We start from the raw sequence: 19,102 nt of genomic DNA on the forward strand, positions 1-19,102 counted from the left end.
GCACCTGCCCCGGTTCAGCGGTCTTCCGCTGCCTCTTCTTCGGCCCACTTGCGGCTGTTCTCGCGGAGCCGTTCAGGGGCTCGTGCCGCTTCGGCCTCCGTTGCGAACGGTCCGGCGCGGTCGACAGACGGCGACTGGTATCCCCGTTCGACCTGACCGGTCTTGAGGTTGTACCAGAACTGCGTGGATGGATCTTGTGCCACGGGAGGCCCCTCTCTGGATCGCTAAGCTTGATCCTATGCCTAAGGACCCGAACGGCCACCTGATCGCCGGTGTGAGATCCCCCGAGCGCCAGGTGCCGCCGCCGATCCGCCGGCCCGAGTATGTCGGCCGGAAATCTCCCGCGAAATACACGGGCTCCAACGTGTATTCACCAGCGGAGATCGAGCGAATCCGCACAGCCGGACGAATCGCTGCGGATGCGATAGCCCTCGTTGGCGAGAACGTCCGGCCTGGCATCACCACCGATGAACTCGACGCCATCGGGCACCGCTACCTCATCGAGCACGGTGCGTACCCGTCGACGCTCGGCTACCGGGGCTTTCCGAAGTCGGTGTGCAGTTCGGTCAACGAGGTCGTCTGCCACGGCATCCCCGACAACACTGTGCTCGAAGACGGCGACATCGTCAACATCGACATCACCGCGTACCTCGATGGGATGCACGGCGACAGCAACAGGACCTTCATCGCCGGTACAGCCGCCGATGACGTCCGTCTGCTGGTGGAACGCACTGAAGAATCCCTCAGGCGAGGCATCAAGGCAATCGCGCCCGGGCGACAGGTCAACGTGATCGGCCGGGCGATCGAGTCGTACGCGAAACGATTCGGCTACGGCGTGATTCGCGACTTCACGGGGCACGGAGTGGGGAGCGCATTCCATTCGGGACTGATCATCCCCCACTACGACTCAGCGCCCCAGTACGACACGGTGATGGAAGTCGGCATGGTTTTTACCATCGAGCCCATGCTCACCCTCGGCAGCCACGAGTGGGACCTGTGGGCCGATGACTGGACAGTGACAACAAAGGACAAGAGCATGACAGCGCAATTCGAGCACACCCTGGTCGTCACTGAAACCGGTGCGGACATCCTGACATTGCCAACTGGAGCAGCAGCATGACCGCCCCGACGACCGCCGTCGGCATCGACATCGGTGGAACGGGCATCAAGGGGGCCGTCGTCGACCTGTCGACAGGCACCCTGCTGAGCGATCGGATCAAGGTGCCGACACCCGCGGGCGGCACACCGGAAGACATCATCGCGCAGACGGTGAAGCTGGTCGACCAGCTCCAGGTGCACGACCCGGACGCACCGGTCGGTGTCTGTTTCCCCGCCGTCGTCAAGCACGGCGTCACGCTGTCGGCGGCGAACATTTCGAAGCTGTGGATCGGACTCAAGGCCGAGGATTATTTCGAGGATGCCCTCGGCAGGGACATCACGTTCGTCAATGACGCGGATGCCGCCGGTTACGCCGAGGCCCGGTTCGGCGCCGCGAAGGGCATCGAGGGTGTCGCGCTCATGACAACGCTCGGCACCGGGATCGGCACCGCGGTCCTTCACAACGGGGTTCTCGTTCCCAACGCGGAGTTCGGGCATATCGAGATCGACGGGGTGGACGCTGAGACGCGCGCCTCGAACTCGGCGCGCGAGCGGGAAGGCCTGTCCTGGAAGGAATGGGCGAAGCGGCTCCAGACCTACTACTCCCGGCTGGAGGCGTACTTCTCCCCCGACCTCTTCATCGTGGGCGGTGGCGTGTCAAAACACCACGAGCTGTTCCTGCCCCGGCTCACCCTGACGGCGCCGATCGTCCCGGCCGTCCACCGCAACAATGCGGGGATCCTTGGCGCCGCGTCGCTCGCAGTCCGCACGATTCCACCGCTCAGCTGAGCCGGAACCGGGCTGAGCCCGCTGCGCGGCATCCGTCGTACAAAGGTGAATGGGCCGGCTGATACGCCGGGTTCTGTTCAGGCGCAGTTGCGCCCTGGACGACCATCTCTCTAGAGACTGCGTTACCGCAGCCTTCAAGCGGCCTACCCGAGGACGGGACGAGCAGCCCCATAGTCCTCTGTCTGACCTTGCTCCGGGCGAGGTTTACCGAGCCGGCCGGGTCACCCCGGTCGCTGGTGGTCTCTTACACCACCGTTTCACCCTTACCTGGCGCTTGCGCGCCCGGCGGTCTACTTTCTGTTGCACTGTCTCGCGGGTTACCCCGGGTGGGTGTTACCCACCGCCCTGCTCTGTGGAGCCCGGACGTTCCTCGGCACCATTACTGGTGACGCGGCCGTCTTGCCGACCCATTCACACTTCGAGCTTACCGGGCGGTGGGGAGCATCGCTGCTACCAGAGACCCGACTCCTCGGTGCGCACCATGATGGCGCCGCACTCCGGGCACTCGAGAACCTCGTCGATGTCGGCGGCGCGCACCTTGACGAGTTCGTTGCCGGTGAGCGACATCGTGCACGCTCCACAGGTCCCGGCACGGAACAGGGCGGCGCCGGTGCCGGTCTTCGACCGCAGCTTCTCGTAGAGAGCGAGAAGGTCGGGTGCCACCGAGTGCTCGAGGAGGTGGCGCTGCGCGGTGAGCGTCGCGCGTTCCTGAGCGAGTTCGTCGAGCGCGGCACGGCGCCTCGTTCCGATCTCGTGAAGCTTCGCCCCGAGGTCGCTGTCGAGGTCGCGAGTAGCGGAGAGCTGCGCCTCGGCGACCTCGACGCGTTCCATCACGACGAGTTCCATGTCCTCGAGGTTTGACTTGCGCCGGTAGAGCGACTCGAGTTCAGACTCGAACGCGGCCACGTCTTTCGTGCTCGATGTCGAGTTCATGCGCTCGGTGTCCCTGGCGATCCGAGCGTCGACCACACCAGCGTCGCTTTCCAGCCGACCGAGCTCAGTCTTCGCGTCCTCGAGCTCACCGAGTTCTGCGGCGATCCGGCCGCTGAGTTCCGTCCGCTCCCTGGACACTGCCGTGTACTCGGCGATCTCGGGCAGGCTCTTCTCCCGGTGGGCGATGCGGGCGAGCCCGGAATCGATGGTGTGCAATTCGAGCAGTTTTTTCTGCTCTGCGAGGCTGGATTTCACGTCGGGTCCCTTGTGATTCTGGTTTGGAGTTGTCTTGAGCCTGGTTGTCACTGCGTGACGACGAAGTCCCATGGGTCTGTGCGGATGTCGCTCACGGCAATGGAGAGGTCAGGCAGGCGTTCGGCCAGTTGTGCGGCAGCGACGTCGAGCCACAGCCACTCGCTTGCCCAGTGTGAGACATCGATGAGCGCCGGTCCTCCGCCGACGATGGCCTGCTCACGCGCTTCGGATGCCGGATGGTGGCGAAGGTCGCTCGTGATGTACACGTCTGCGCTCGTCACAGCATCCTCGCGAAGCAGCGAGTCACCTGCTCCACCGCAGAGGGCCACGGTCCGGATTTCCGAGTCGTAGTCGCCGGACGCACGGATGCCCGTCGCGGTGGCTGGAAGAATTTTCGCGAGCGTGTGTGCGAGGTGACCGAGCGAGGTTGGAGCTGGCAATCGGCCCACCCGCCCGATGCCACTGACGCCGTCGGCGGAGGGAACGAGTGGGGCGACATCCGTCAGTCCGAGCAGCTTCGCGAGGACTCCCGAGGTTCCGTCGGCGACGACATCCGCGTTGGTGTGCGCAGCGAGAAGCGCACAGTGGCCGCGAATCAGCCGGGTGAGGACTGAGCCCTTGTACGTGTCGCCCGCAACGGTCGTAACACCGCGGAGGAGAAGCGGGTGGTGCACGAGCAGAAGGTCGGTCTTCGACTCGACGGCTTGCGTCGCGGTCTCAGACACGGCGTCGACGGCGAAGAGGACCCGGGAAATCTGGTCATCGGGGTCACCGGCGATCAGGCCGGATGCATCCCAGGATTCAGCGCCGGCGATCGGCCACAGCGACTCGACAGTGTCGCGGACCTCGCGGAGTGAATATGGCACAGAGCCAGCCTACAGAAAGCGTTTCGCTTTCTGGGCCGGGTCTCTGTGCAGGATGCCGTTACGCGAGGATCAGTACCAGTTGACGGCCTGCGAGTGCGACCACGCTGAACACGGCGTGCCATAGGCACGGTCGATGTAGTCGAGACCCCACGCAACCTGGGTGGACGCGTTGGTCGCCCAGTCACTGCCGGCGGTCGCCATCTTGCTTCCGGGGAGAGCCTGCGGGATGCCGGTAGCGCCGCTCGAGGCGTTGAACGCGTTCACGGACCAGCCGGACTCCTTCTGCCACAGCTTGTTCAGGCATGAGAACTGGTCTTCGCCCCAGCCGTGCCTGGACTGGGCGAGGGCGCGAGCCGTTGCACGGGCACCGTCGGGGGTGTTGGCGGCTGCCTGGGCCGAGGCGGCTGCCGCTGCTGCGGCTGCCTGCGCTTCGGCTGCCAGACGGTCGGCCTCTGCCGCTTGCGCGCGCAGTTGAGCCGACGTCGCCTGCGTTGTCGATGCGAGTTCCATCACGGTGGCCTCGTCCTGGCTGGCGTAGGAGGCGAGCGAGGCGATTGAGGTGGTCAGCGGAGCCGTGTCGACTTTCGCCTGCACCTCAACGACGACCTGGTTCGCTTCGGCCAGCACCGCCTCAGCGTGATTGTCGGCCTTGGCCTTCGATACGAGGGCTGATGTACCGGTGAGGGCTGTGGCGAGCTTGCTCGACGAGCTCCCAATCTTGTCGCCCGTTGCAACGCTCTGCGCGCGGATGACAGTGGACTGGATGGTGAGGAAGGAGGCGATGAGCACACCGACGAGAACGACTGATGCGATGAGAATTTGGGCGCGGGTAAATTTTTTGAGTAAGAGCATATTTTCCGGGATTGGGCCGGCGCGCGTCAGTTCACGCCCAGCGTGAGCCTCGACACGGTGAAGCCGCACTGAACGGGGCTTCAACCGAATCGTGGAGCGAGGGCCGGGGGTACGGCTGCTCTGAGGCTTCGGGGATGACGGTCGATGTCGGGCTGACGCGAATCCTGTTCACGTCACGCCTGGCGATTCGGGCGCGCAGGCGACTGATTGGTCAAGTGTGCGCGGTCCAACTGGGAAACTCCGCTCCGAACCCTGTACAAACAGTGTGTACCGGCAGTCCCTGCGGATGTTAGCGGCGATTCGGCCGTGCGTCCACCCACTGTTTCGACCCCGTTTCGAGGTGCAGAGTCGAAGACACGTAGATCACGAGATAACCCCAGGAGGTAGCAGTGTTTTTTCACGTGCAACGACTGATTAATGAGATCGTCCCCGACGAGCCGGATCCGGCAGCGGCCAACGCCCTCCAGGAAGGTCTCGGCGGCCAGTTCGGCGAGATGCGGACGATGATGCAGTATCTCTTCCAGGCGATGAACTTCCGCGGACCGAGTGCAAAGCCGTACCGCGACCTTATGCAGGGAATCGGAACCGAGGAGATCAGCCACGTCGAACTCATCGGAACCACGATCTCGCGACTGCTTGACGGTTCTCCCGAGTATTCAGGGAAGCCGACCGATCCGCTCGACAAGCCGGGTTCTGGGGGCGCGACGCCGCTCAACATTGCCATGCACGAAAGCAACATCCACCACTACCTCGTCGGCGCCCAGGGAGCTCTCCCGGTAGATGCCGCGGGTAACCCGTGGAACGGAAGCTGGGTATACAACTCGGGCAACCTGGTGCTCGACCTGCTGTACAACCTCATGCTCGAGTCGACGGGGCGGCTGCAGAAGTGCCGCATCTATGAGATGACCGACAACAAGACGGCTCGCTCGACGATCTCGTACCTGATCGTTCGCGACCAGGCACACGAGAACGCCTATGCAAAGGCGTTGGAGACCCTCGGTGTGAACTGGAAGTCGGCACTGCCGATTCCCAAGACGAACGCCGAGAAGTTCCCCGAGGTCAAAAAGCTCGTCGACCTGGGCCTTCAGAGCAAGCAGTACACCTTCGACCTCACCGGGCAGTCCGAAGCGGGGAAGATCTTCCAGGGCATGTCGCCCTCGAACGACGGAACCGAACTCATCGCCAACGAGCAGGCGCCGGCCGGGGTTCCCTCGACCATCGCTGCGGAGCGCTTCGAGGAGTTCTCCCCCGGGCTGGACACCGACCTGATGGCGCTCATCCAGGCAACCGCCGAGATGGAACTCGCCGACATCGAGGCGCTGTACGCGCCGGTGCCGCCGACGAAGTAGTCACGGATGCCGCGACGCTGATCTTCAGAGAAGCTCACCGTTCCGACTGAGAAAGGGAGGGCTGGCCACATTTGGCCAGCCCTCCCTTTGTTGTGTCGCGCCGGGTAACACAAGCGCCGCTCCGTCCGTCAGATGCCGACGATGAACGTGAGTGCGGCCCAGGCGGAGACCGTGGCTGCCGTCGTCCACAGCGCGATCGCGACGGCCTGCCAGAGCAGGACCCAGCCGCGCGAGGCACCGCCAGCGACGAAGATCGCGGAGGTGAACTGCGTCGGGATCGCCAACGGGCCGAGGATACTGGCTCCGGGTACGCCAAACCGGAGCAGCCACCCCTTGACGCGCTGCTGGCCCTTCGACTCAGGTTTGGCCGGGACCTCTTCGAGCGTCCCGACGTACCCTCCTTCCGTCGCGGCCGCTCCCCCCGCACCAACGCTCACGAGCTGGCGGCGTGCTGCTCGGCGATCCACCACAGCGCCACGCGCCCGGGAACTGACAACGACGACCAGAAGGACGCTGAGGAAGTTGCCGGCCGCCGCCGCGACGCCGACGAGAATCGGGTTAAGTCCACCGACCATACCGACGAGCGCACCGCCCTCACCCTCGACGAAGGGGATTGCCGACGCGAGCATCACGACGAACGGTTGAACGATCTCGGGCACCTGGGCCACGAGCTCCTGGAAATTGCGGACGAGTTCCTCTATGGGGTTCATTTCTGTGGTTCCTCTCTGTTGTCAGGCGTCGAATATGTCGACGTTCCGACCATTAGAGGCTGTGTTCCCAGAACACAGTCAAGCCCCGAGAGGCAGCGGTCGCCGGACTCGGGGAGAGAGCGGATGTTCCGCGTGGCGGCGGCCTGACACAGCAATTTTGTCGCGGGCTGGGACGTCAGCCTGCCGCTGCCGCGCGAGGGCGCCCGCGCGAGCGAACACATCGAGCTGGGCTGGGTTGTACAGCTCCGTAAGTGCTTCGACAAACGTCTGTCGCGTGACCCGCTCCCCTTTCGCGAGGTGCTCGGCCGGGTTCCTCAGCCAGGGGTAATCGACCAGATTGCGCGCCAGGATCGGCGCCAGCCCTGCTGCGAGCCGTGCCCGCGTGGCCTCATTCGCGGCGGGCGGAAGCGCATCGATCTCTTTCCCGAGCGCGCCGGCATCCGAATCCAGCTCCACCATCCGCCGCAGATCAGCCATCGCATCCTCGTCGTAGAGCCGGTTCCAGATGTGGAGGATCGACCGGTCAGACTCAGACAATCGAGATGCCACGGAGACGAAACCGAAAGGAGCGTCCGGTGGGGCATCGTCACGAAGGACTGCGGCGATGTCGGCACGAGCCTGCTTCAGCCGCTTGATACGCACGACAAGTTCGTCGTCCACTTCTTCCAGGGCAGTTTTCGCAGCCTGCCCACCCGCCCCGACATGAGCGATCTTCGCCAGCGGCACACCAAGCCCAGCCAGCCGGAGGATCCGCAACAGGCACACCAGCTCCCGAACGCCGTACTGCTTGTATCCGTTGTACGTCCGTTCCGGCTCGTCCAGCAGGCCGATTCGGTGATAGTGCCGGATCGTGTTGACCGTAGTCCCGGCGAGCTCCGCGAGCTCGCGTGTACTCCATGCCACGGTCTATCCTCCTGATCCGCGAGTCCGCGCACCGGCAGAGCCGAGGCTCAGCATGATCGAGGCAAGCGCCACAGCCAGGCTCACGGAGTCGTCCAGCGAAGTCTCCGAGCCGTCCGGCGGCCAGCGGGAAGCTTCGCGCTGATCGGATTTGCAACGTGCGGTCTGCGCACCTGCGCCGCAGACGCCTGTTCGAGATATATCGCTTCCCACGGTCTCTCTCCCTTGTTCGAACGATGTGTCACGAAGGGCAACTCGTCACCGAACCTGCCCAGGTCTTCAGCGTCGTCCGTACGCGGTGGCCTCGCGTCGGTAGAAAGCACTGAGATGTGCGCAATATCACCGATCCGGGTCCTACACCGCCCTCGTCGGCCATAATGCTGTGATAACTACAGGGTTGGTTGTAGAAGCAGTCAGCCTCTGAACGGAGCAAACCTGTCGAAACTTCTGGGTAGGCGCCTGGAGCGCCGTGAGGTCGAGCAGCTGCTGATCGAGGCACAAGCCGGCGGCAGCGCGGTCCTCGTGGTGCGCGGCGGCGCGGGAATCGGGAAGACGGCGCTGCTGGCACACCTGGGAGATGTCGCCGCCGCCTCTGGATTCCGTGTGGAATCATCGACCGGTATCGAAACGGAGACGCAGTTCGCGTTCGCGGGTCTTCATCAATTCTGCGCCCCGTTCCTCGATCATCTCAGCGCGCTACCCGAGCCGCAGCAGGTAGCGCTCGGGGTGGCCCTGGGACTGAGAAGCGGTCCAGCACCGGACAGGTTCCTCATTGGACTGGCTACTCTCAACCTGATTGCAGAGGTCGCCGAGCAGGGTCCGCTGCTCTGTCTCGTCGATGACGCACAGTGGCTCGATCAGGCTTCCGCCGAAGTGCTGGCATTCGTATCTCGCCGGGTCGATGCTGACCGGCTCGTCATGGTCTTCGGTGAGCGGGATGTCAGCGGGCAGCGAACCCGCTTCCCCGGCTTGCCGGAGCTGAGGTTGACGGGACTCGACGGTGTCTCTGCGCGAAAGCTGTTGGACGCCGCTGTTCGCGTTCCGCTGGACGACGACGTACGCGAGCGCATCATCGCGGAGGCACGTGGCAACCCTCTTGCGCTCCTTGAGCTCCCCGCGGATGCGCCAGCAGTTCGACTCGCTGGCGGATTCCAGCTTCCTGACGTGTCGGATGTTCCAGGCCGAGTCGAGAGTGGATTCCGACGACGCTCGAGTGAGTTACCCGAGACGACGCAGTTGCTGCTGCTCACCGCGGCGGCTGAGCCCACCGGAGACCCGGCACTGCTGTGCCGTGCGACCACCGAACTCGGCATGGCGTCGGAGTCCGCCGCTCCGGCGGAAGCCGCCGGACTTATTGAGATCGATTCCGTAGTGCGATTTCGCCATCCTCTGGTGCGATCGGCGGTGTACCGGGCCGCGGACCCGGCGGCCCGCCGCCGCGTGCACGGCGCGTTGGCCGCGGCCACCGATGCAACCCTCGACCCTGACCGGCGCGCCTGGCACTGCGCGCAAGCGGTGCTGGGCGTTGATGAGGAGGTTGCCGCACAGTTAGAGCGCTCGGCAGTGCGGGCGCGTTCGCGCGGCGGCCACGCCGCCGCAGGTGCGTTCCTGAGACGTGCGTCAGAGCTCAGCCCTGACGTCGTGGATCGCACCAGGCGCGCGCTGGAAGCGGCGCGCTCGCTGGCCAACGCTGGCGCATTTGAGAACGCGGTGGACCTGCTCGCGATCGCCGAGGGTGGGCCGGCCGATTCGCTGCAAAGCGCTCGAGTCGCACTGCTCCGCGCCCGGATCGCGTTTCAGCTCACCCGCGGTGCTGACGTTCCGGACATGCTGCTGGATGCCGCCGCGACGCTTGCCCCGTTCGACCCCGACCTGTCGCGCGAGACCTATCTGCACGCGCTGGACGCGGCAATCATCAGCGGCGCCTCTCAGGCGACGGCCATCGCGCGAACGGCTCTCACCGCACCGCCAGCCCAGGCTATTCGGCCTGTGGACCTGCTTCTGGACGCGCTCGCGGTGACGATGGTCCACGGCTATTCGCCGGGCGTCCCGGCTTTGCGGCTCGCACTCGACGCGCTGGGCGAGGCGACGCGCCCAGACACCGTACAGGAGGAGGATGTCAGCCAGTCGTGGCTCTGGCTGGCTGGCCGACTCGCGGTCGGTATCCTCGACGACGAACGCGCCCATCACCTCGCCGAATGCGCTGTCGCCGTGTCGCGCAGCACGGGCGCTCTGGCCGCGCTCCCCGCCGCTCTGAAACTCCACGCCAACATCCTGACGATAAGCGGGCAGCTTACCCGTGCGCGGGAGCTGACTTCTGAGGCGGAGGCGATCGCGGAGTCGATTGGAGGAGTGAAACTGCGCCACACCCAGGCCATCCTCGCCGCATGGGGCGGTGACCGGACAGCGGTAGAAGAGCTGAACAGCCTCACCTTCCTGAGACCCGGCAACACCGATGGGAGTTCGGAAGCAACGATGGCGCACTACGCAAGCGCCGTGCTTTACAACGGGCTCGGCGAGTACTCGGCGGCCCAGGGAGCCGCCGTAAAGGCTTCCGACGCGGCCGAACTCTCCCTCAGCACGATCGGTCTGCCCGAGTTGATCGAGGCAGCTGTCCGTGGTGGCGACCCCGAGAGTGCAGCGGACGCACTCGCGCGCTTGTCTGTGCGTGCGCGTGCCAGTGGCACCGATTGGGCGCTCGGTCTTGAGGCACGATCCAGAGCCTTGACGATCGCCGGCCCTGCGGCGGAGGAATGGTATCTCGGAGCGATCGCACATCTCAGTAAGTCACGCATTGCTGGCGAGGCCGCTCGTGCTCAGCTGCTCTACGGCGAATGGTTACGCCGTGAGGGACGTCGTCAGGAGGCACGTGGCCGATTGCGAACAGCCCACGAACTCTTCTCAGAGATGGGCGCCGAAGCCTTCGCCGCCCGAGCTGCGCGCGAGTTGCACGCCACCGGCGAGCATCCGAGAAAACGCACCGCCCGACGAACCGACGAACTCACGGCCCAGGAGCTGCACATTGCACGACTGGTAGCCACCGGCGCGACCTCACGGGAGGTGGGCTCGCAGCTTTTCCTGAGCCCGCGAACTGTTGAATCCCACCTGCGCACCATCTTCCAGAAACTCGATATCTCGTCACGCAGGCAGCTCAAGGATTTGCAGCTCGCCTGACGACGCTGTCAGGGTGCGGAATTCTCCTCGCCCATGTCGCCCGTCGCCGGGACAGAACCCGTCGATCGGTAACGCAGGAGAACCGCGCCCTGTTCGGACGCCCCATCCGCAGCGAGAAGTTCGAGGGCCACTGGCGGGCCGTCGTCGGGAAACAGGCGTTTGCCGGCACCGACGACGATCGGGTATACCCACAGGTTCAACTGGTCGAACAGGTTCTCGGCGACGAGGGTGCGGGAAAGGTCGATGCTGCCGATGACGTGGATCTCCCGGTGCCGCTCGCGCAGCACTGACACCTCCGTGATGAGATCGCCACCGATCAGGTGCGAGTCGCGCCAGTCGAGCTCCGGCGTGCCCCGCGACACGACGTACTTGGGGATCGCGTCAAACTTGCGGGCGATGTCGGCATCGGGCCCGTCGAGGTGGTGTGGCCAGTACGCGGCGAAAATGTCGTAGGTGCGACGCCCCAGAAGCAGGGCGTCCATGCTCCGTATCCCTTCGTCGACCTGAGCTCCCACTGTGCTGTCGATGAGGGGCGCCTGCCAGCCCCCGAACGCGAATCCGCCGTCGGCGTCTTCCTCGGGACCCCCCGGCGCCTGGGCGACGCCATCGAGTGTGGTGAAGTGGTCAATGTGAATGCGGCCGGACATGGAGAACTCCTTTCGTCACTGTCCGGGGCTCTCAACGAGGCGACACGCGCCGTGCCGCAGCTGCCCCGGTGCCGGTGCTGACGATACGCCGAACGTCGCGGCTACACCACGGGTGTTGTTGTCAGCGGCTGTCGCGCCTCGCGCACGCAAAAACCGCGGCCTGTCGAAGACAGACCGCGGTTCGCGGGTTCAGACCCGAAATGGGCTGAACGTGTGTGGGCCCTACCGGGATCGAACCGATGACATCCACGGTGTAAACGTGGCGCTCTACCAGCTGAGCTAAAGGCCCCTCACTGCCGATGGCAGCGTGATCATGTTACACACTTTCCGGCCACGACCTGAAACCGGATGCCCACTCACGCGGGCTGGCGCTGCAGGTTCTCGACCGCTGTGCGGTACGCCTCGAGCGAGCGGGCTTCCCCTGGAGCAGTGATGAAGCTCGCCCGGATGATTCCATCCACGTCGATCACGAACGTCGCCCGGTTGGCGAATCCCTTCGAGTCGAGGAACACGCCGTATTCCTTGCTGACCTGACCGTGTGGCCAGAAGTCTGAGAGCAGGGTGAACTCGTAGCCCTCCTGCTCGGCCCACGCCCGGAGCGCGGACTTGGAGTCAACGGAGATGCCGATGAGTTCGATCCCGGCATCCTGGAACAGCGAGAGGTTGTCGCGGAGTTCACACAACTCGCTCGTGCACCTGCCAGAGAAAGCAAGCGGGAAAAAGACCAGTGCGACGGCCCGCTTTCCACGGAAGCTGCCGAGCTGTACGGTCTCACCGAACTGGTTGACGAGCGCGAAGTCGGGCGCCCTGGTGTCGTTCTCGAGAGCCATCGGATTGCGTCCTTTCCGGAATGGTCCTGCCTCGGCTGCGCGAGGATCCGGTTCCAAACCAGTGACACACACTAGACCCGCGATTCTCCAACACCAAACGATCGATCCGGAATTGGCGCACACCTCCAGCCGTAAGTCGCCCTTTGCTGTGGAAGTCGCCACTTGCCCGCGTAAGTCGCTAGGCTGATCTGAGGTGCCTGCGCGCGTCGTAACCCGACCCTGTCTGACATTTGCACCTCGGAAAACCAGGCACGATCTGCCCATACAGAAAGGTCGACGGTGACTGTAAACGACCAGGACCCATACTCGGTTGACAACTTCGATGCTGACCCCGAAGAAACCGCGGAATGGCAAGAGTCGCTCGACCAGCTCGTCGCTACCCACGGTCACGGCCGTGCGCGCGAAATCATGCTGAGCCTGCTGAAGCGCTCCCGTGAACTTCACCTCGGCGTTCCGATGGTGCCGACGACGGACTACATCAACACGATCGCGCCGGAGAACGAACCGGAGTTCCCCGGAAACGAGGACATCGAGCGTCGTTACCGCGCCTGGATCCGCTGGAACGCGGCGATCACCGTGCACCGCGCACAGCGCCCCGGTATCGGTGTCGGCGGACACATTTCGACGTACGCATCATCCGCCGCGCTCTACGAGGTCGGATTCAACCACTTCTTCCGCGGCCAGGACCACCCGGGCGGTGGCGACCAGATCTTCATCCAGGGTCACGCCTCCCCCGGAACTTACGCTCGCGCATTCCTCGAGGGTCGCCTGTCAACGGACCAGCTCGACGGGTTCCGTCAGGAGAAGTCCCGTGCGCCACACGGCATCTCGTCGTACCCGCACCCGCGACTCATGCCCGAGTTCTGGCAGTTCCCGACGGTATCGATGGGTCTCGGCCCGATCAACGCCATCTACCAGGCACAGGCCAACAGGTACCTGACCAACCGCGGGATCAAGGATGCGAGTGACCAGCAGGTCTGGGCGTTCCTCGGCGATGGCGAAATGGACGAGGTCGAAAGCCGTGGCCAGCTCCAGGTTGCCGCCAACGAGGGCCTCGACAACCTCAACTTCGTCATCAACTGCAACCTGCAGCGCCTCGATGGCCCCGTGCGCGGAAACGGCAAGATCATCCAGGAGCTCGAGAGCTTCTTCCGCGGTGCCGGCTGGAACGTCATCAAGGTGGTCTGGGGCCGCGAGTGGGACGACCTGCTCGCGAAGGACTCGAGCGGTGCTCTCCTCAACCTCATGAACGCCACCCCCGACGGCGACTACCAGACCTACAAGGCCGAAAGCGGAGCCTTCGTCCGTGAGAACTTCTTCGGTCGCGACGAGCGCACGCTCAAGCTCGTCGAGGACTACTCCGACGACCAGATCTGGAACCTCAAGCGCGGTGGCCACGACTACCGCAAGGTGTACGCCGCCTTCAAGGCCGCATCAGAGCACAAGGGCCAGCCGACCGTCATCCTCGCCAAGACCGTCAAGGGTTACGGTCTCGGCCCGTCATTCGAGGGGCGCAACGCGACCCACCAGATGAAGAAGATGACGCTCGACAACCTCAAGATGTTCCGAGACGAGATGCGCGTGCCGATCACGGACGCCCAGCTCGAGGAGAACCCGTACCAGCCGCCGTACTACCACCCGGGTGTCGAGGACGAGGCCATCCAGTACCTGCACGAACGTCGCACGGCGCTCGGCGGATACGTCCCCGAACGCAGGTCGAAGTACACCGACATCAAGCTGCCTGAGGACTCCACCTACGCGATCTCGAAGAAGGGCTCAGGCACGCAGGAGATCGCCACAACCATGGCGTTTGTCCGACTGCTCAAGGACCTGATCCGCTCGAAGGACTTCGGCAACCGGATCGTCCCGATCATCCCGGACGAGGCTCGAACCTTCGGTATCGACGCGTTCTTCCCGACCGCGAAGATCTACAACCCGAACGGACAGCACTACACCTCCGTCGACCGCGAACTCCTCCTCGCATACAAGGAGAGCCCGCAGGGCCAGATCCTCCACGTCGGCATCAACGAGGCGGGTGGCGCTGCCGCGTTCACCAACATCGGAACCACGTACTCCACCCAGGGCGAGCCCCTGATCCCGATCTACGTCTTCTACTCGATGTTCGGATACCAGCGCACGGGCGACGCACTGTGGGCCGCCGGCGACCAGATGGCCCGAGGCTTCATCATCGGTGCGACAGCGGGCCGCACGACGCTCACGGGCGAGGGACTTCAGCACGCTGACGGCCACTCCCCCCTCCTCGCGTCGACCAACCCGGCCACGGTCACCTACGACCCGGCATACGGCTACGAAATCGGCCACATCGTGCGCGCCGGTCTCGACCGGATGTACGGCGGAAAGCACGAAGACCCCAACGTGATGTACTACATCACGGTGTACAACGAGCCGATCGTGCAGCCCGCCGAACCTGAGAACCTCGACGTCGACGGACTGCTCCGCGGCATCTACAAGGTGAAGGGCTCCGAGACCGAGGGACCGAGGGCCCAGCTCCTCGCTTCGGGCGTTTCGGTGCCGTGGGCCATCGAAGCCCAGCACCTGCTGGCTGAGGACTGGGGCGTGTCTGCCGACGTCTGGTCGGTTACCTCCTGGTCCGAATTGCGCCGTGACGGCATCCGTGCTGAGGAGCACAACTTCCTCAACCCCGATGCGGAACCGCAGGTCCCGTACGTGACAGCGCGACTGAAGGATGAGCAGGGACCGTTCATCGCGGTTACCGACTACATGCACGCGGTGCCCGATCAGATCCGCCAGTTCGTGCCGGGCGACTTCGCCACACTCGGTGCAGACAACTTCGGATTCTCCGACACCCGTGCGGCTGCCCGCCGATACTTCAAGATCGATGGACCGTCGATGGTCGTTCGTGCCCTCGAGTTGCTTGCCGCCCGCGGCGAGGTCGACGCTTCGCTGCCCGGCCGCGCCATCGACAAGTACAAGCTTCTCGACGTCAACGCTGGAACCACCGGCAATGCCGGTGGTGAAAGCTAGACCATCACACCGCCGGCCGTGCCGCGCTCGAAGGGTGAAACGCTCGCCTGGCTTCGACGCCTGTCAGGCGAGCTCGCCACCACAACGCTGAAACAGCTCGAAGACACGCTGCCCTGGTATGCAGAAATGCCGCCAGGGCGGCGGTCTGCGGTCGGGTTGGTTGCCCAGGCGGGCATCACCTCGTTCATCGCCTGGTTCGACGACCCGAAATCCACTCCGTGGATCGCGGCGGATGTCTTCGGCGCCGCCCCGAGGGAACTCCTGCGTTCGGTGAGCCTGCAGCAAACGCTGCAGCTCATTCGCGTCACGGTCGAAGTCGTTGAAGAACGGATCAAGGACGGCGGCGAGGACCTCCGCGAGGCGATCCTGCTGTACTCGCGGGAGATCGCGTTCGCCGCGGCCGACGTCTACGCCAGGGCAGCGGAGGCACGCGGGCTCTGGGACGCCAGGCTCGAAGCGCTCGTCGTCGACTCCATCCTCTCCGGTGAGGCCGATGACGAGCTGCCCAGTCGGATTGCTGCCCTCGGCTGGCATGGACACGGTGAAGTCGCCGTTCTCGTCGGAACAACACCCCCGCAGCTCGACGTCGATCAGTTGCGACGAACGGCGCGTCACATGGCCGCGGATGTTCTCATCGGCGTGCAGGGCGGCCGGCTTGTCCTCGTTATTGGACGCGCCGAGACCAGCCACGGTGTCGACGACGAAGAGATCGGCACAGCCGCATCCCTGAGCTTCGTCGAGATCGCCACGCACCTCGAGCCAGGTTTCGGCCCAGGCTATCTCGTGCTCGGTCACGCGGTGCCCACCCTCGTCGAAGCGTCCAGGAGCGCACGCGCGGCCCTCGCCGGATTCGCCGTCGCGCGGGCCTGGCGCCACGCCCCCAGGCCGGTACAGGCAGACGATCTGCTGCCGGAACGCGCGCTGGCCGGCGATTCGCTCGCTCGAACCACGCTCATTGAACGCATCTACAAGCCGCTTCACGCGCACTCGACCGAGCTGGTCACGACGCTGTGGTGCTATCTCGACAACGGCAGGTCGCTCGAGGCCACCGCACGCGAGCTCTTCGTGCACCCCAATACCGTCCGGTACCGCCTCAAGCGGGTGTCCGACGTGATCGGGTGGGACGCGACCGGCGCTCGGGAGGCGCTCATCCTCCAGGCCGCGCTGATCCTCGGTTCGATCGCAGAACCCGACGGATTCAAACGCCGACGCTAGAGACAACCTCCGTGGCTATGTGGAACATACACAAACGATTCGCGGATTCTTGTGACGTGTTCAACACAGCCGCCGCACACTCTGTTGGCAGACTAGGACCGTGATCGTTCTCGTTTGCCCCGGACAGGGCTCCCAGACCCCCGGCTTCCTCTCCCCCTGGCTTGAAAACAGCGACTACCTGCGACTGGTCGAGCAGTACTCGGAAGCCGCAGGACTAGACCTGGTGAAGCACGGTACCGAATCCGACCAGGAGACGATCCGCGACACCGCCGTGGCGCAGCCCCTGATCGTTGCCGCCGGGCTCCTCACCCTGCACGCACTCGCCGACGTCGGCCACCCCGCCACGGTCCCCGGCATCGCCGGTCACTCCGTTGGGGAGATCACCGCGGCCGTCGGCGCCGGCGTGCTCACCGAGGATGCCGCCATGCGCTTCGTTGCCGCCCGGGCGACAGCCATGGCCGCTGCGGCCAGAGCGACGCCAACGGGAATGAGCGCCGTGATCGGTGGAGACGTCGACGCGTTGCTCGCGCGGCTGAACGAACTCGGACTCGAGCCAGCGAACTTCAACGGCGGCGGCCAGATCGTGGTTGCCGGTGCTCTCGATGCGCTCGCCCGGCTGGCGGCCGATCCGGTCCCAGGCACGCGCGTGATCCCGTTGCAGGTCGCAGGCGCATTCCACACCAGGTACATGGCACCAGCCCGCGACGCGCTCGCGACCGTCGCGGCCGGCCTGACGGCATCCGACCCTGAGCTTCGCCTGTGGACGAACCGCGACGGCAGCGTCGTTGACTCCGGTTCGCGATTCGTCGAACTCCTCGTCGGACAGGTGGCGTCGCCGGTACGCTGGGACCTCTGCATGGACGCGTTCGCGGCCGATGGGGTCACCGGCATCGTCGAGGTCGCACCGGCAGGGGCGCTCACCGGGCTCGCCAAGCGCGGGCTCAAGGGCACTCCATCTGTCGCGATCAAGACCCCGAACGACATCCCGGCCGCGCTCGAACTGCTTCACGCGTAAGCCATCTCCGTTACCCGAGAGAGACGAATGACCAGACCTACCCTCAACCAGTCCCAGGGGCCCGCGTTCACCCGCATCCTGGGGATGGGTGCCGCACGCGGTGACCTGTCGGTTCCCAACGACGACCTCATCGAGCCGATCAACTCGTCAGACGAGTGGATCCGCCAGCGCACGGGCATCATCGAACGCAAGCGCGCGAGCCAGGACGTCCTGGCCGTCGACTTGGCAACGGACGCCGCTCGAGAGGCGATCGAAGCGTCGGGGGTGGACCCCGCCGAGGTCGACGCCGTGATCATCGCGACCATCAGCAACATCCAGCAGACCCCGTCCATGGCGGCGGTCGTGGCCGACCGTGTCGGGGCGAACCCCGCAGCAGCCTACGACGTCAACGCCGCGTGCGCCGGGTACCCGTACGCCATCGCTCAGGCCGACTCACTCATCCGCACCGGTGTCGCCAAGTACGTGCTCGTGATCGGCGCCGAGAAGCTGTCGGATGTCGTCGACCCCGAGGACAGGTCGATCTCCTTCCTGCTCGGTGACGGCGCAGGCGCTGCCGTCATCGGGCCGAGCGACTTCCCCGGCATCTCCCCCACCGTGTGGGGCTCCGACGGTTCCAAGGCGGGTGCCGTCGGCATGAACGCCACCCTGCAGGAATACCGCCGCGGCGAAGCACCGTGGCCGACCCTGCGCCAGGAGGGGCAGACTGTGTTCCGCTGGGCCGTGTGGGACATGGCCAAGGTCGCCAAGGAAGCACTCGAGAAGGCCGGAATCACCGCCGACCAGCTCTCCGCCTTCGTTCCCCACCAGGCCAACATGCGCATTATCGACGAGTTCGCGAAGCAGCTGAAGCTGCCGGAGACCGTCGTCATCGCCAGGGATATCGAAACGACCGGCAACACCAGCGCGGCCTCGATCCCCCTCGCCATGCACCGTCTCCTGCAGGAGCACCCCGAGGTTTCGGGCGGCCTCGCCCTTCAGATCGGATTCGGAGCGGGCCTCGTCTTCGCCGCCCAGGTCGTCGTTCTGCCCTAGCCACACCCCTCGTGTGCCCGGACCGGGCACAACTACCCCCATAGACTGTTTCACGGTCAATCGATACTCAAGGAGATAACACCATGGCACTGTCCACTGAAGAAGTCCTCGCCGGCCTGGCAGAGCTCGTCAACGACGAAACCGGAATCGCTGCAGACACCGTCGAGCTCGACAAGTCCTTCACCGACGACCTCGACATCGACTCGATCTCGATGATGACCATCGTTGTCAACGCAGAAGAGAAGTTCGACGTCAAGATCCCGGACGAGGAAGTCAAGAACCTCAAGACAGTCGGCGACGCCGTCGACTTCATCGTCAAAGCACAGGGCTAACACCCTGCGTCGATGAGGACCGGGTCGCGGCCCAAACCCACACCCGGTCCCTCATCGCGCCACACGAGCCATCCCTGTATCGCTTGTATCGTGACCCCG

At 64.9% G+C, this 19,102-nt stretch carries 17 protein-coding genes, 1 tRNA gene and 1 other RNA gene; 9 read left to right on the plus strand and 10 right to left on the minus strand.

Features of this window, described 5'->3' with window-relative positions; all coding sequences use genetic code 11:
- Positions 1-14: 14 nt before the first annotated feature.
- The gene (locus AC1X6S_RS02495; RefSeq protein ID WP_483404240.1) at positions 15-203 is read right to left on the minus strand and encodes an SPOR domain-containing protein; all 189 of its coding nucleotides are present in this window, start codon (positions 201-203) and stop codon (positions 15-17) included.
- Between the two features lie 35 nt (positions 204-238).
- On the opposite strand from AC1X6S_RS02495, the gene map reads away from it, so the two are divergent.
- Both map and ppgK read left to right on the plus strand, forming a co-directional pair.
- Complete coding sequence (map, locus tag AC1X6S_RS02500) at positions 239-1,120, plus strand: type I methionyl aminopeptidase (protein ID WP_483404241.1); 882 nt, start codon at positions 239-241, stop codon at positions 1,118-1,120.
- Entirely contained in the window at positions 1,117-1,887 is a 771-nt protein-coding gene (gene ppgK, locus AC1X6S_RS02505; protein WP_483404242.1) for a polyphosphate--glucose phosphotransferase, read from the plus strand. Before map ends, ppgK begins: the two co-directional genes overlap by 4 nt.
- A 46-nt stretch (positions 1,888-1,933) precedes the next feature.
- Here the strand turns inward: ppgK and rnpB are convergent.
- The 4 genes from rnpB to AC1X6S_RS02525 all read right to left on the minus strand — a co-directional run bounded on the left by rnpB (position 1,934) and on the right by AC1X6S_RS02525 (position 4,793).
- An RNA gene (gene rnpB / locus AC1X6S_RS02510) (RNase P RNA component class A) lies at positions 1,934-2,297 on the minus strand.
- Positions 2,298-2,337: 40 nt separating this feature from the next.
- Positions 2,338-3,075, minus strand: a complete 738-nt coding sequence (locus AC1X6S_RS02515; RefSeq protein ID WP_483404243.1) for a zinc ribbon domain-containing protein — start codon at positions 3,073-3,075, stop codon at positions 2,338-2,340.
- A gap of 47 nt (positions 3,076-3,122) precedes the next feature.
- Entirely contained in the window at positions 3,123-3,941 is an 819-nt protein-coding gene (locus AC1X6S_RS02520; protein WP_483404244.1) for a Nif3-like dinuclear metal center hexameric protein, read from the minus strand.
- A 69-nt stretch (positions 3,942-4,010) separates the two neighbouring features.
- Positions 4,011-4,793, minus strand: a complete 783-nt coding sequence (locus tag AC1X6S_RS02525; RefSeq protein WP_483404245.1) for an aggregation-promoting factor C-terminal-like domain-containing protein — start codon at positions 4,791-4,793, stop codon at positions 4,011-4,013.
- 389 nt (positions 4,794-5,182) lie between these two features.
- Between AC1X6S_RS02525 and AC1X6S_RS02530 the strand changes: the two genes are divergently transcribed.
- On the plus strand, positions 5,183-6,142 hold the full coding sequence (locus AC1X6S_RS02530) for a manganese catalase family protein (protein WP_483404246.1): 960 nt from the start codon (positions 5,183-5,185) through the stop codon (positions 6,140-6,142).
- Between the two features lie 128 nt (positions 6,143-6,270).
- Here AC1X6S_RS02530 and AC1X6S_RS02535 read toward each other — a convergent pair whose 3' ends face one another.
- Positions 6,271-6,852, minus strand: a complete 582-nt coding sequence (locus AC1X6S_RS02535; RefSeq protein WP_483404247.1) for a small multidrug efflux protein — start codon at positions 6,850-6,852, stop codon at positions 6,271-6,273.
- 78 nt (positions 6,853-6,930) lie between these two features.
- Entirely contained in the window at positions 6,931-7,755 is an 825-nt protein-coding gene (locus AC1X6S_RS02540; protein WP_483404248.1) for a MerR family transcriptional regulator, read from the minus strand.
- A gap of 444 nt (positions 7,756-8,199) precedes the next feature.
- On the opposite strand from AC1X6S_RS02540, the gene AC1X6S_RS02545 reads away from it, so the two are divergent.
- Positions 8,200-10,926, plus strand: coding sequence for an ATP-binding protein (locus tag AC1X6S_RS02545; RefSeq protein ID WP_483404962.1), 2,727 nt, complete (start codon positions 8,200-8,202; stop codon positions 10,924-10,926).
- An 8-nt stretch (positions 10,927-10,934) separates the two neighbouring features.
- Here AC1X6S_RS02545 and AC1X6S_RS02550 read toward each other — a convergent pair whose 3' ends face one another.
- From AC1X6S_RS02550 to AC1X6S_RS02560, 3 genes are all read right to left on the minus strand, one after another.
- Complete coding sequence (locus tag AC1X6S_RS02550) at positions 10,935-11,573, minus strand: dihydrofolate reductase family protein (protein WP_483404249.1); 639 nt, start codon at positions 11,571-11,573, stop codon at positions 10,935-10,937.
- Between the two features lie 216 nt (positions 11,574-11,789).
- Positions 11,790-11,862 (minus strand) — tRNA-Val (locus AC1X6S_RS02555).
- A gap of 67 nt (positions 11,863-11,929) precedes the next feature.
- Positions 11,930-12,403, minus strand: a complete 474-nt coding sequence (locus tag AC1X6S_RS02560) for a peroxiredoxin (protein ID WP_483404250.1) — start codon at positions 12,401-12,403, stop codon at positions 11,930-11,932.
- A 279-nt stretch (positions 12,404-12,682) separates the two neighbouring features.
- On the opposite strand from AC1X6S_RS02560, the gene aceE reads away from it, so the two are divergent.
- From aceE to AC1X6S_RS02585, 5 genes are all read left to right on the plus strand, one after another.
- Positions 12,683-15,409 carry a pyruvate dehydrogenase (acetyl-transferring), homodimeric type gene (gene aceE / locus AC1X6S_RS02565; protein WP_483404251.1) on the plus strand — a complete coding sequence of 909 codons (2,727 nt, stop codon included), beginning with the start codon at positions 12,683-12,685 and terminating at the stop codon, positions 15,407-15,409.
- An 18-nt stretch (positions 15,410-15,427) separates the two neighbouring features.
- Positions 15,428-16,624: a PucR family transcriptional regulator gene (locus AC1X6S_RS02570; RefSeq protein WP_483404252.1), complete on the plus strand. Its 1,197-nt coding sequence runs from the start codon at positions 15,428-15,430 to the stop codon at positions 16,622-16,624.
- Positions 16,625-16,724: 100 nt separating this feature from the next.
- Positions 16,725-17,639, plus strand: a complete 915-nt coding sequence (locus tag AC1X6S_RS02575) for an ACP S-malonyltransferase (protein WP_483404253.1) — start codon at positions 16,725-16,727, stop codon at positions 17,637-17,639.
- A gap of 27 nt (positions 17,640-17,666) precedes the next feature.
- Positions 17,667-18,671, plus strand: coding sequence for a beta-ketoacyl-ACP synthase III (locus AC1X6S_RS02580; protein ID WP_483404254.1), 1,005 nt, complete (start codon positions 17,667-17,669; stop codon positions 18,669-18,671).
- An 83-nt stretch (positions 18,672-18,754) separates the two neighbouring features.
- Complete coding sequence (locus AC1X6S_RS02585; protein WP_108391126.1) at positions 18,755-19,003, plus strand: acyl carrier protein; 249 nt, start codon at positions 18,755-18,757, stop codon at positions 19,001-19,003.
- The last annotated feature ends 99 nt before the right edge of the window (positions 19,004-19,102 follow it).

Source organism: Mycetocola sp. Y442 (genome assembly GCF_056898615.1).

Excerpts from the sequence above, each read along its gene's own strand:
- AC1X6S_RS02560 (WP_483404250.1), bottom strand. The coding sequence starts at position 12,403 with ATGGCTCTCGAGAACGACACCAGGGCGCCCGACTTCGCGCTCGTCAAC.
- AC1X6S_RS02585 (WP_108391126.1), top strand. The coding sequence starts at position 18,755 with ATGGCACTGTCCACTGAAGAAGTCCTCGCCGGCCTGGCAGAGCTCGTC.
- AC1X6S_RS02580 (WP_483404254.1), top strand. The coding sequence starts at position 17,667 with ATGACCAGACCTACCCTCAACCAGTCCCAGGGGCCCGCGTTCACCCGC.
- AC1X6S_RS02550 (WP_483404249.1), bottom strand. The coding sequence starts at position 11,573 with ATGTCCGGCCGCATTCACATTGACCACTTCACCACACTCGATGGCGTC.
- AC1X6S_RS02535 (WP_483404247.1), bottom strand. The coding sequence starts at position 6,852 with ATGAACCCCATAGAGGAACTCGTCCGCAATTTCCAGGAGCTCGTGGCC.
- ppgK (WP_483404242.1), top strand. The coding sequence starts at position 1,117 with ATGACCGCCCCGACGACCGCCGTCGGCATCGACATCGGTGGAACGGGC.
- AC1X6S_RS02525 (WP_483404245.1), bottom strand. The coding sequence starts at position 4,793 with ATGCTCTTACTCAAAAAATTTACCCGCGCCCAAATTCTCATCGCATCA.
- map (WP_483404241.1), top strand. The coding sequence starts at position 239 with ATGCCTAAGGACCCGAACGGCCACCTGATCGCCGGTGTGAGATCCCCC.